The sequence below is a fragment of the Tunturibacter empetritectus genome, from assembly GCF_040358985.1.
In the GTDB taxonomy this organism is placed as follows: domain Bacteria; phylum Acidobacteriota; class Terriglobia; order Terriglobales; family Acidobacteriaceae; genus Edaphobacter; species Edaphobacter empetritectus.
The window spans coordinates 1,996,425-2,009,530 of record NZ_CP132932.1 but is presented as its reverse complement, the minus strand read 5'-3'; the positions used below and the strand labels follow the sequence as shown (position 1 = coordinate 2,009,530).

At 57.9% G+C, this 13,106-nt stretch carries 8 protein-coding genes; 4 read left to right on the top strand and 4 right to left on the bottom strand.

Annotated features, from left to right (window positions below):
* The first annotated feature begins 54 nt into the window (after positions 1-54).
* The 4 genes from RBB75_RS08385 (at position 55) to RBB75_RS08370 (ending at position 6,265) form a co-directional block, all read left to right on the top strand.
* Positions 55-1,755: a M1 family metallopeptidase gene (locus tag RBB75_RS08385; protein ID WP_353070158.1), complete on the top strand. Its 1,701-nt coding sequence runs from the start codon at positions 55-57 to the stop codon at positions 1,753-1,755.
* A 101-nt stretch (positions 1,756-1,856) separates the two neighbouring features.
* Entirely contained in the window at positions 1,857-2,636 is a 780-nt protein-coding gene (locus RBB75_RS08380) for a zinc ribbon domain-containing protein (RefSeq protein WP_353070157.1), read from the top strand.
* 131 nt (positions 2,637-2,767) lie between these two features.
* On the top strand, positions 2,768-4,438 hold the full coding sequence (locus RBB75_RS08375; protein WP_353070156.1) for a DHA2 family efflux MFS transporter permease subunit: 1,671 nt from the start codon (positions 2,768-2,770) through the stop codon (positions 4,436-4,438).
* A gap of 216 nt (positions 4,439-4,654) precedes the next feature.
* Positions 4,655-6,265 carry an outer membrane beta-barrel protein gene (locus RBB75_RS08370; protein WP_353070155.1) on the top strand — a complete coding sequence of 537 codons (1,611 nt, stop codon included), beginning with the start codon at positions 4,655-4,657 and terminating at the stop codon, positions 6,263-6,265.
* Positions 6,266-6,334: 69 nt separating this feature from the next.
* On the opposite strand, the gene RBB75_RS08365 is transcribed toward RBB75_RS08370, so the two are convergent.
* From RBB75_RS08365 to RBB75_RS08350, 4 genes are all read right to left on the bottom strand, one after another.
* Positions 6,335-8,143: a glycoside hydrolase family 35 protein gene (locus tag RBB75_RS08365; RefSeq protein WP_353070154.1), complete on the bottom strand. Its 1,809-nt coding sequence runs from the start codon at positions 8,141-8,143 to the stop codon at positions 6,335-6,337.
* 183 nt (positions 8,144-8,326) lie between these two features.
* Positions 8,327-9,361, bottom strand: a complete 1,035-nt coding sequence (locus RBB75_RS08360) for an aldo/keto reductase (protein WP_353070153.1) — start codon at positions 9,359-9,361, stop codon at positions 8,327-8,329.
* A gap of 88 nt (positions 9,362-9,449) precedes the next feature.
* Entirely contained in the window at positions 9,450-11,477 is a 2,028-nt protein-coding gene (locus tag RBB75_RS08355) for a beta-L-arabinofuranosidase domain-containing protein (protein WP_353070152.1), read from the bottom strand.
* Positions 11,366-12,964: a hypothetical protein gene (locus RBB75_RS08350; RefSeq protein ID WP_179640369.1), complete on the bottom strand. Its 1,599-nt coding sequence runs from the start codon at positions 12,962-12,964 to the stop codon at positions 11,366-11,368. Before RBB75_RS08350 ends, RBB75_RS08355 begins: the two co-directional genes overlap by 112 nt.
* Between the last annotated feature and the right edge of the window lie 142 nt (positions 12,965-13,106).

Here is a 13,106-nt window from a genome sequence, read left to right as displayed (position 1 = left end):
GCGTCTCGTTGTTTGGGCGCTTCACCGTGTAGAAATCGCGATAGGCTAAAGTCAATGCTCACGAACGCCTTCCGCAACCGGCTCTTCAGGTTTTTCCTGCTGTCCTGCAGTCTCTCGCCGCTCTTCGCGCAGACGTCGACGCCTGCTGCCAACGCAACGGCTCCGCCTGCGGTCAACAAACCAGCGATCAAAGAACCTACACACGCCGACCTTCTGCGCGGAGCCTACGGGCCTTATCGCGCCAATAACGATCTGCTCTTCTATCGTCTCGACCTGCGCGTCGATCCGGCCAAGAAGTTCATTAGCGGAAGCAATATGATTCGCTTCAAGATGCTTGCAGACGGCACGCGCATTCAGCTTGAACTCTTTGCTACGTTGCAGATCGACAAGATATCTATGGGCAAGAGCACGCTGAAGTATGAGCGTGACGGCGGCACCTTCTTCGTAGACTTCCCAAAGACCCTGCGCGCTGGCCATACCTACTCAATCGACGTTCACTACTCGGGAAGCCCCGTGGAGACTGGCCGTTTCGGCTGCTTCACTTTTAAGCAGGACACCGCCGGACATCCCTGGATCAACACCGCCTGTGAAGAGACCGGCGCGAGCGTCTGGTGGCCGAATAAAGACCAGTGGCGCGATGAGCCGCAGGAGGGCATGGAGATCAACGTCGCTGTTCCGAACGGCCTGATGGATGTGTCGAATGGAAAGTTTATGGGCAAGAAGGATCTCGGCGATGGATATACGCGCTGGGACTGGAAGGTGCATTACCCCATCAACAACTACGACGTCGCGTTGAACATCGGCAACTACGTTCACTTCGACGACAAGTTTGGCGACCTGCCTCTGGACTACTACGTTCTGCCGGAGGATCTTGAAGGGGCGAAGCGTCAGTTCGCTCAGGTACCTGGCATGATGAAGGCCTACTACCACTACTTCGGCGAGTATCCGTTCAAGAAAGACGGCTACAAACTCATCGAGGTTCCGTACGCGGGCATGGAGCATCAGAGCGCTGTCGCGTACGGCAACCACTTTCATAATGGCTATCTTGACCGGGACTGGACCGGCGTTGGTATCAGCCCGCGCTTCGACTTCATCATCATTCACGAGAGCGGACACGAGTGGTTCGGCAACGCGATCACGGCGGCTGACAAGTCCGATATGTGGATCCACGAGGGCTGGACCACCTACCTGGAGTGCCTCTACGTGGAGTACAACTACGGCCACGAGGATGAGGTGAAGTACGTCAACGCGCTGAAGAAAAAGGTGAAGAACGATCGTCCGATTATCACCGCGCGCGGCACCAATGCCGAGCCACCGCAGGACCAGTACTTTAAAGGCGCACTGTTTATCAACACGCTGCGCAGCATTGTGGATGATGACGCTCGCTGGTTTGCGCTGATCCACGACTTCTACCAGCACTTCAAATATCAGAACATCATGACCGAGGATGTCGTGCAGTACTTCAACCAGCAGACCGGGATGAACCTGACACCGGTCTTCGATCAGTATCTGCGCCATACGGCGATTCCCACGCTGGAGCTGAAGTTCGACGAGGCCTCAGGCACAGTCCAATATCGCTGGCAGGTCGACGAAAAAGACTTCGCCATGCCGGTGCGCGTAGGCTTGAAGGAGCACTGGGAGATGATTCATCCCACCACCGAGTGGCAGACCATGAAGACGCCGCTCACCAAGGATCAGTTTGAGGTGGCGACCGATCTGTACTACATCAACGTGGATAAGCTAGCCAAGCAATAAAGGCGCATACTTAACAACTGGCGCACGCGGTGCTAGACTTCGGGACTTCCGCTGTTGTTGAATTTTTCAGCGATCGAACCGAGGGGAAGGAGAGACGCGAGATGCATCCGGATCTTGAAAAGCTGATCGTATTGCAGGGGTATGACGTCGAGGCCAAGCGGCTTCGCGATGAGATGGTGGCTCTGTCGAAGCACGTCGCTACGCTGGAGACCAAGGCGAAGGCGACCCAGGGACAGCGCGCCGTCATCGTCGATCTGATCGCTAAAGAGGAGGCGATGCGGCGGCGGCAGGAGTCCGACGTCAAGGATCAAAAGGCCAAGATCGACCGCACGCGCAAACACATGGACCTCGCCACAACGACCGTGCAGGTGACCGCGTTCGAGCACGAGATCGCCTTTGCACAGGCGGAGATCAGCAAACTTGAGGACGCCGAGATCGAGAGCATGGAGCGCAGTGAGGGACTCGAGTTGCAGAAGAAACTCGCGGACGACGCCGTCACCGACGCGACCGCCACGCTGGAGCGCGAACGAGCCCGGGCGGCCGACACCGTTGCCGCCGATAAGACCCTGCTGGCAGCTGTCGAGGAGAAACGTATCGCCGTGCGTGCTGAGATCGGCGAGGCCGCGCTCTCCACTTATGACCGAATCGCAAAGGCAAAGGGAACAGGCGTAGCCGAGGCGCTCAATCAGAAGTGCATGGCCTGCCAGATGATGGTGAGGCCGCAGCGCTGGAACGACCTTCGCGATCGCAGCAATGACGAGACCATGATGACCTGCGAGAGCTGTGGCCGGCTGCTCTACTACGATCCGGCGCGGGATGCACCACAACGCAAGACCGTTCCAGTGGAAAGCATAGCGGCGTCGATTATTCGATCGCTCTAAAACCAAGCGGCAGGATGCAGTGGCCGACGCTGGATATGGTAAAAAAGCGGACCATTTCAATGGCGTTCACTCAAATTTTGTCTGAAACTCTCTGAATCCGGGCCTCCTCGAGGCAAATCCAATCACCACACATGGCAGCTACTGTATTAGACCTCCCCGAGGCCCAGCTCTCTGAAGCGAATAGTCCCGAGCATCACCCCGCAGTGGAACGCCCCTGGCGTCCGCGGATCAACCCGTGGATTATCGCCATGACGGTGACGCTGGCGACGTTTATGGAGGTTCTCGACTCCTCGATCGCCAACGTCGCGCTGCCGCACATCGCGGGCGGCTTGGGCGCAACCCAGGATGAGGCCACGTGGGTGCTCACCGCCTACCTGGTTGCGAATGCGATTATTCTGCCTGCCGGCGCTTATATGACGACGTTCATCGGGCGCAAGAAGTTCTACATGATCTGCGTCGCGCTGTTCGGCATCAGCTCGGCTCTCTGCGGCTTTGCTCCTTCGCTGCCGATCCTGATCTTCTGCCGCATCCTGCAGGGCGTTGGAGGCGGCGGCCTTGCACCGTCGGAACAGGCGATCCTGGCTGACACCTTTCCACCAGAGAAGCGCGGGCAGGCCTTCGCGATGTATGGCCTCGCCGTCGTCTGCGCGCCTGCCATTGGGCCCACGCTGGGCGGCTACATCACCGACAACTTCGACTGGCGCTGGATCTTCTTTCTCAACGTCCCCATCTGCCTGATCTCGCTGTTCCTTACCTCGCGCATCGTCGAAGATCCTCCCTACGTGAAGAAGCAGGTTGAGCTCTCGCAGAAGGGGGGTATCAAACTGGACTTTCTCGGCTTCGGCCTGCTGGGACTTACCTTCGGCTCGCTCGAGTTCATTCTTGACAAGGGCCAGGAGGATGACTGGTTCGCCTCAAAACTGATCACCTTCTTCACCGTCACCGTGGTGGTCGCTTTCGTGACCATGATCTGGTGGGAGCTCAAACAACTGCGCGAAGGCCACCGCCCAATCCTTAACCTCACCCTCTTCAAACGCCGCAACTTCGCCATCAGCTTCGTCCTGATGTTCGTGCTCGGCTTTTCACTCTACGGCACTACTATCCTGATTCCGCAGTTTGTGCAGACGCTGCTTGGGTACACTGCCGAACTTGCCGGGCTGGTGCTTTCGCCCGCGGGTCTGATGATGATGTGCATGATGCCGATCGTCGGCATTCTGGTGGGCAAGATCGATCCACGCAAGCTCATCGGCTATGGCTTCGTCATGCTGACACTGTCTCTGATCACGATGCACACGCTGAACCTTGGCGTGAGCTATGGCTACCTGGTCTTCGTGCGCTGCTTCCAGGCTTCGGGTATTGCGTTCCTGTTTATCCCGATCAACACCATCGCCTATATTGGCGTGAAGCAATCGGAGAACAACGACGTCTCGGGCCTTACCAACCTGGCGCGTAACATCGGCGGCTCATGCGGAACGGCGTTCGTCGCGACCATGCTGATCCGCCGCACCGCAGCGCATGAGAACAACATGGTTCGCAATCTTACCTCGGGCAATCAGGCCTTCATGAATCAAGTCGCAAAGCTGAAGGGGATGTTTGGCGGACACAGTGGCGGCAACCCCATGACAGGCGCCGGCTCCCACACTGCCCAGGCCTACCTTTACAACGAGCTGCACCGTCAGGCCGGCATGCTCGGTTATCTCGACATCATCCAGTACCTCGCGGTCTTCTGCGCCTGCATGCTGCCGCTGCTGTTTTTCATTCCGCGGCCGCCCAAGCATGCAAGCCCTTCCGCCGGCCACTAGTTACGCACGTTAGTCAAGAAAACCAAAGGGTTGCGTCCAAGTGGAGGCAACCCTCTCTCTTTTAGCCCAAGCTCAAAACTTCACGCCCTTTATGGATTCATTATGCCTTCTTGACGAACTCGTTATAGCAAGCTCGCTACGCTCTGAGTATCAGCGTCTTGCGGCTTGGCGGTTCCTTGCACCAGCCACGGCGGCTGTAAGGAATGGAGAGCGTCAGTGAAAAACAGAATAACCTTATGCGGTCAGCGATTCGGTCTGGCTGCGTTTACCTTTGCAGCGGGGATGGCTGTTTGCGCAAGCAATCTTCGGGCTCAGACGACAGAGCCGAATCTGCAGACGGCCGTAGAGAATACTCAGTCCACACCGGAGCACCAGACAGCTCAGGATCAGAAGATTCAGCAGTTGCAGGATAAGCTGGAGGAGATTCAGAAGGAGTTGACGGCTCTGAAGACGGCCAGTGCCATTGCGCCGGAGACGCACCACGTCACAACAGCCAAGGCCTCTGCCTCCTCTTCTGTTCTTACGGAGGCGGAGCCGGAGGTGACTGACCCCAAAAGCCCACACTCAGAGCCGTTCGCCTTTGCGGACTTTACCTGGCTGAACGGCAACGCACGCACCAAGGACACTCCTTATGCAACGAAGTTCTTTACCCCGGAGATTCGCTCCGATGTGAGCTATACCTATGACTTCCGCCATCCGCAGGACGACACCATCGTTGGTTCGAGCGAGGTCTTTCGGTCCAGCGAGGTAACGCTGACGGATCTTGGGATCGGCGGCGACTTCCACTTGAACAATGTGCACGCCCGGGTTTTGAGCCAGATCGGCCTCTACGCCACAGCCACACCGCGCAACGACGCCAGCCCCTCACGGGGGCAGTGGGACCTCGCCGACGCCTATCGTTATGTGGGCGAGGCCAACGCAGGCTACCACTTCAACGTGCAGCACGGCCTCAACGTGGATGCCGGTATCTTCCTCTCTTACGTCGGCCTGTTTTCGTTTTATCAGTTCGACAACTGGGCCTATCAGCCGTCGTACGTCTCCTCAAACACTCCGTGGTTCTTCAATGGCGTGCGCGTGCAGTGGTATCCGACGGCCAAGTTGAAGATCGAGCCGTGGTTCATCAATGGCTGGCAGTCATATGGCCGCTTCAACAATCGGCCCGGCCTGGGCGGACAGATCCTCTATCGACCCACCGGCAAGCTGGAGATTCTCGGCAACCAGTACGGCTATGGCGAGGACGCGCTTGGCATCGGCAACCGCACACGGTATCACACCGACGACAGCATCGAGTACAAGTACTATGACCGCCCCATGGCAACCATCAGCAAAGCTGCGATGACGCTTACCGGCGATGCTGGTTGCGAGAGTGGCGGCGGGGTCAGTTGCATGGGGAACGGCAAGAACGGGCCAAAGCAGAGCTTTCTCGGCTTCATGTTTTACAACCGGCTCTGGTTTGACCGTGATAAATACGGCCTGACCGTTGGCGGTGGACGCATCAACAACCCCGGCCGTTACCTCGTCCTTCTCCCACCGATCAACGGAGCGACCGCATCTTCAGGCACACCTTACTTCACGGAGAATCCGGGTGATCCCTTCAAGGCATGGGACGCTTCGGTGACAGCCGACTACATGCCGAGCCAGTACTTCACCTATCGGTTGGAGTACAACCACCGTGCAGCGAACGTCCCATACTTCGCCGGACCCGGTGGCGTCACTCCGCCAGGAGGAAATACATTCGGAGCACCGGGTTCAGTCGTTGCAGGGTGGAGTCCCGATCTTCGCGAGAGCGAGAACCGCCTGACCGTGGCGTTTCTGATGAAATTCTAACCGCAGCAACCAATGCAACGTCTAAGAGAGCCTCAGGAACGTGCCTGAGGCTCTTCTTTTTGAGGAGCACTACCGGGCTACGGGAGACTCTTTCGTTGGTGGTGCACCAAGTACTGGTTTGTCCAGCCCACGGACAGCCGCGCCCATCTTGCCCTGCAGATCGAATACGATCACTTCATTGCTTCCCGTCATCATCCACGGTGCCGGAGCATAGAGTGTCTTTTGTGGCCCGATGGTCCAGATGCGGCCCAGCGCGCGGCCATTGAGCCAAAGCTGGCCCTTCGTCAATTGGCTGGTGTCGAGGAAGGTATCGCCAAGGGTGCTTAGCTCAAAGCTGGCGCGATAAAAACAAGCGCCTTCGCAGGGCTGCTTTGAAAACTTCAAGCTCGCGGTATTGTTCATCGGCAACGGATAGATCTCCCAACCTGTGAGTTCCTTGCCGCCCAACGTGACCTGCTTTGTTATTCCGGCGCGTTCGCCACCAATGGCTTTGCCAAAGTTGATCCGGCCGGTATTTTCCACCAGAATGTCGAGACGCGCTTTGTCGGCAGTCGCAGGAAGTGTAAGACGATCCTGCTTTAGTCGCCTATCGAGAGTTCCAAGCAATTTGCCATCCAGATAGACCTGGGCGTAGCTGTGAAGTTCATCGAGAACCAGCTCACCCTGATCGGCTGACTGCAAGGTCGTGCGATACAGAATGTAGCCATAGGACTGGTCGACATCTTCCATGCTGAGCGGATGATCCGATCGGATGGGCGTGGGCAGATTCTCCCATAAGGATGCGGACTCGACAAATCTAGACTCCGGAGTTCGAATCGCCGGTGCGACTTCAGGCACGGGTGACGCGGTGATGCCGGTGGACTTTGCGATGAGGTCGCGAAACACGAAGTACTTCGGCGTGGGACGCCCCCCTTCATCCAGCGCTGCGTCGTAGTCGTAGCTGGTGACGTCCGGCTCGTAGCTGCCTTTCTGATCGCCGTTCGAGCCATTCATCCAGCCAAAGCTGGTTCCGCCGTGAAACATATAGAAGCTGACGGAGTAACCATGCGCCAGCATCCATTGCAGATTGTCTGCCTGCTTATCCGCGTGGGTGTTCGCATGGTCTGCTCCCCAGTGATCGAACCAACCGGCCCAGTACTCGCTGTTGATGAATGGTCCGTTCGGACGGACCTCTTTCAGCTTCGCGAATGCCCGCTCTGCTGCGCCATCTTCTTCGCCTCCAAAGTTGATCCCGACAGGAAGCTCCGGCAAGGAGCCATTCGGCACCTGCTCCGGGCCGTCCGCGGTATAGAGCTGCGACTGAGTGAATCCCGCATCGACGAGAAGCTTGTGAATCTGCTCCATGTAAGCATGATCGCGGCCGAACGATCCGTATTCATTCTCCACCTGCGTGAGGATAATAGGGCCGCCATTGCCCACCTGCAAGGGAGCAAGCTCCTTTCCCAGCCGCGCAATCCATCGAGCAGTGGGCGCCATGAACTTTGGGTCGCTGGTGCGCACCCTGGTCTCGTGATCCTTCAGCAGCCACGAGGGATAGCCGCCAAACTCCCACTCCGCGCAGACATAAGGCCCGGGCCGCAGGATTACGTAGAGGCCTTCCTGCTGAGCCTCACGAACAAACTCTGCGACATCGTTGTTGCCGGAAAAGTCGTATACACCCGGCTTCGGTTCATGCACGTTCCAGAAGACATATGTCGTGATCGTGTTCAAGCCCATCGCTTTGGCCATTCGGAATCGCTGGCGCCAATACGCTCGCGGAATTCGCGGATAGTGCATCTCTCCCGAGATGATCGGGAAGGGCTTGCCATCCAGTACAAAGTGATCGCCCTGAACCGTGAATCGATGCCTCTGCGCATACACATGATAGCGTCGCGGCATACCCAGGTATCCGAGAATGAACTGCGGCAGGAAGGTTACCGCCGCGTAGCCTCCAGCAAGAACTAAAAGACAAAACAAAACCAACGCAGGAAACCTTCGGCGCATTCAACCTCACAAGTACTAAAATTGGCGAGGCTCGCAGGGAGTCCACGAGGCCCCGAGATCATCGCCAATTCTACGCGTCTAAACCGGAAACGGGTTCCGCTCTTTGAACTGAGCCTGGTGCCAGTACGGATAAGCCTTCGGCAACTCGCTCGCCTTATCGAGCTTAGCCACCTGCTCTTTAGTGAGCTCCCAGCCGATGGCGCCGAGGTTCTGTTTCAACTGCTCCTCGTTTCTTGCTCCGACAACCAAAGTCGAAACCGTAGGCCTGCGCAACAGCCAGTTTAGTGCGATCTGCGGCACGGTCTTACCGGTCTCCTTTGCGATCTCGTCGATGGCGTCGACGACGGTGTAGAGATACTCCTCCGGCACCTGCGGCCCCGCATCGGTCACGATGTTTGAGTTCAGACGGCTGTCCTTCGGGATGCCGGTGCCGCGGCGGATCTTGCCGGTTAAACGTCCCCAACCCAGCGGCGACCAAACCAGCGCGCCGACGCCCTGATCGGCGGCCAGCGGCATCAGCTCCCACTCGTAGTCGCGGCCAACCAGTGAGTAGTACACCTGATGGCCAACATAACGCGACCAGCCATAACGCTCGCTCACGCTTAGCGACTTCATCAGATGCCATCCCGAAAAATTGGAGCAGGCGATGTAACGAATTTTGCCTTCGCGCACCAGGTCATCGAGCGCACGGAGCGTCTCCTCCACGGGCGAGGTGGCATCGAACGCATGCAGGTGATAGATGTCGATATAGTCGGTGCCGAGCCGCTTCAGCGAGCGTTCCGCTGACTGAATCAGATGATAGCGCGATGATCCTACATCGTTCGGTCCCTTGCCAAGCCGGAAGGTCGCCTTGGTCGAGATCATCACGTCGTCGCGATTGTGCTTGGCCAACGCCTTGCCCAGCGCCTTCTCGCTCTCGCCATCAGAGTAGACATCTGCCGTATCGAACAAGTTCATCCCCGCATCCATACAGATGTCGACGATCCGATTCGCCTCCTCCTGCGTCGTCTCCGACCAGGCTTTGAAAAACTCGTTGGCAGTGCCAAACGTACCCGCACCGAAGCAGAGCTCCGGCACCTTCAAACCCGATTTACCAAGCTGTCTGTATTCCATGGAGCTTAAGATGCATCCAGAGATCATTGGGTGTTAGATTTTTACCTCTGCGATTTTTTGTCTTCGGCCTATGGGTTGCCTTATCCATTTAGCTCATCAGTTGGAGATAGGTCAGATACTCCTGGTCCCCAACCGAGGTAAAAGGAACCATCTTTACTGGCCCGTTGGTGCTCTCCAATATCCACTCGCGTTGCTTGTCCTGTTCTACAGCGAGAGCTTGCGCTCTGCGTGCCACTACTGGCCCGGAAGCCAGTGCGAGCAACACCCTCGGCCCAAACAGGACCGCTGCCGTCTCGGGATGCGCCTCATCCAACGTCTCGATTCTCGGCTTCATCGGCAGTTGCAGCTTCACCGTATCGCCGGTCCGCCATCTGCGCTGCACCGTGGCGAACCCCAACGCTACTGTCATCGGAAAGGGGCTACCGTTCACCTGCAGCGTGGCCCCGTCGGCCCAGGCCGGAATTCGCAACTTCAGTGCAAACGGCACCACGCGCGTGGTCTTCAGGCGCAGGCGAACCTCCGGCGTCTCCGGATAATCTCCTTCCAATTCCATCTCGAGCTGTGCGCCGCCTTCGCTCCACCGAAGAACAGATGGCAGATAGAGGTTAACCCACATCGCTCCCGGCTCGTGGAAATATCCGTTGATCCAGTAGTCCGCGGCGACCTGCGGCAGCGTTCCCGAACAACAGGGCCACCGGTGGGTTGAATAAACCCGCTTTGCTCCGATGTCCAACGTGCCGTTTGTACCATCCCCTGCCTTCTCCGAAGGTCGCGAGCGGTAGTCCGAGTAATAGAAGGCGTGGCCATCGGGCTGCAGCGGCATGGCGCCCATGACGGTGTTGTACATTACCCGCTCCATGCTGTCGCCATAACGGCCGTCGCGTGTGCAGCGTAGCAGGTACCGCGTCAGTTTCATGTGCGCATAGGCTCCGCAAGGTGTCTCGAAGCTGTTGTGACTCGTTGCCAGGCTTGCGAAGACCTTACCCGATCCAGGAGCCTTCAACATCTCATCCGGTCCCCACCCGCCGGTTGCGAAGCTTTGAGCAAGAAGCATGTCGAAGCCATTCTTCGCGGCGCGCAGATGCTTCTCGCTTCCGCCGACAAGATAAGCCTGCATTGCGGAGCACAAGGCATTGACATAGCTGTACGCGTGCCTGCCTCCGAGCACGTTCTCTCCACGTGCCAGTGGATCGAAGTAGCTTGCGTCATCAAGATAACGCTCTGCCATCTCGCGGTAGATGTGCCCCTCTCCGTTCATCTGCAACGATACGAGATACAAATTCTCCGGAAGGGTGTAGCTCTCATCCCAGGTCCAGGAGACATCTTTGCCCTGCCTCCAAACGACCTCGCGGTCCACCGCGCGGGACGGCAACTCAGGCAATGCAGCCTTTCGTGTGCGCTCCAGGATCGCCAAGGCATCGTCGTCTCCCGCGAGCCGGTGCGCATCCATCAGCCCGCAGACCAGCCTGTCGAAGCAATAGGCGGGAAAGCGGTTGTTGGCATAGTACTCAGTGGCGATTGTCTTGGCGTAGAGACGATTCAGACGCACGACACGCTCGCGCAACGCGGGATCGCCCGTGATCGCATACATCCGCGACAAGGCCGACACCCACTGCCCGAACGTTGCACTCGGCGCCAGCCCCGCGTCTTCTTTTCTGTAGTCATAGTCCGCCCGGTACTGATACCACCCGCCGATATCTTCGCCCGGCGCATCCTGTCCCACCATCTTTCGGAACGGCATCAACAGGCTGTCGTCGCTGATCCCCATGAGTATGGCGCGCGCGTTCTCCATCTGAGCCAGGTGCGGCGCACTCTTGAGCGTCACCTGCGAATAACCAACCTCTTCGAGCGGCCCCGCGCTAACAGCGGCAAATCCGGTACGTTGCAGCGCCCCACCAGCCGCAACAGCAGCCCCACCCCGCAACAACTCGCGTCTCGAGATCTCAAGGCTCACTCCAGCATTCTCTGCCTGTTGAGATCGATCTGTCACCCGGTGGGCTGCGATCAATGAGGTACGGGCGCAGAGTCCGACATCGTTGCCGTTGACTCCGCACTGCTTCGCGTATTGCGCAGGTTGAGTTTGCAGGTGGCGGACTCCGGCGGATTTCGCCACCATATCTGGAAGTCGCGGGTTACGTCGGTCAGGCACATCGAGCGGAGTTGAGCCTGAACATCCGGATCGCGGTCGGTAAAGTACGGGACGTGCGTGGTGTCCTCGACCACCACCTCGGCCGCGCGAACACCGGCGATGATGCGCTCGCGATCCGCAGGAAGCTGCTGGTGCGGCATAAGAAACCATGCGTCCGGAGAGCCGATCGTTGGATAGTAGCCGTGAACGCCCGTTGCATTCGACATCATCAAAAGTTTCTTCGTCGAGGCGATCTCGAGGATCTTCGCCATCTGCTCAGCGTACTCAGGCTCTGCGTAGAGGTTTTTTGTAACGGGGTAGCGATGAGTCCCCCGCCACGCAGCCAGAGTGAGTCTGGCCTGCCCCAGCTGCGCACATAGTCCTATGCAGATAAAGAGGATCAGCGAGCGATTCTGCCAGCGAGGAATCGTGAGCAGCGAGATGCCAAGGAGTACGCCAGCTGCAACGATTGGGTCGTAGATAATGTGCTGCCCGTCGCCCTTGTACGCTGCGACGGCAAAGAAAAGCTGCAGCGCCGCGCAGAAGGCTACGGCGGCGTGCCTGGGATCGGGTCTGCCGCTGCGGATCATTACGCGCAGCGCCCAGGCTCCCATAGCAGCCAGGGCGAGCGTGCTGAGGATCCACCATGTAATCGGCGTGACGACGTAATACCCGAGGTAGTACTTCAAACTGTGGCCGGCGGGATGCAGGAAGCCCTTCAGGTCGTTGTAGTCCATCTTGCCCGCCGTGCCATAGTAAAACTTTAGTCCCAGCATGGGGAGCGCCGTTACCAGAGTGGATTGAACCCCAAAGTAGGCGCTTAGACCGGCGAACAAGACAACGTACGTCAGAACGCCGGGAGCAAAGCGACGGACCAGAAGCCGAATCGAACGGTCGCTGTTGAACCACCAGTCCGCTGCGATATAGAGAGCGAGAAGTCCAGTGAGAAGCAGCGGCAACGACGGAACGCTGAAGCAGCCAATCACCGAGACGGCAAGCGCCACGTCCGCACGCCCCTCCACAAGAAAGAGCAGAGCAAACAACATCGACAACTGCACCAGAGAGTAAGGGAAGTTGGGATTGACCCACAGAAGAAGAGGAGCGACCGCGACCACCGCGGCGAGATACAACCACCGCGAGGAGAGGTCACGCAGAAAATAAGTCCAGAACACCACCATCAGGATCAACACGACGATCGTGCAACCAATCATCGGCCAGTAGCCGCGGCCGAAGATCGCAAACAGGCCGTGCTGAATCAAGACCGGAAGAAGCCCGTACTGATAAAAGGCATCCACCCCCAGGTGAAGATGTTCGGCGAGCATGTAGTCGAGGTTGAGGAAGTTGCTTCTATCGGCAAAGACCCAGAGGTAGTACGAAAAAAAGATAGGCAGGGATAGAAGATCCAGCAGAACGAAGCTGATCAGTAGGACGACAAATTGGGTTACCCTGCCTGGCGCGTGGCTGTCTTCGATCATCGTCTCCCCGACGAACTAGGTGGCTGTGGAACGGACTTTAGCAGCCAGAGGGAGCCATAGCAATCAAGAAATACAAGGTTCTGTCGGTTAAACTCGGCGAGCCCGAAGGCTTCCTCGCTGCAGTCCTACCGGACAGCGTTCG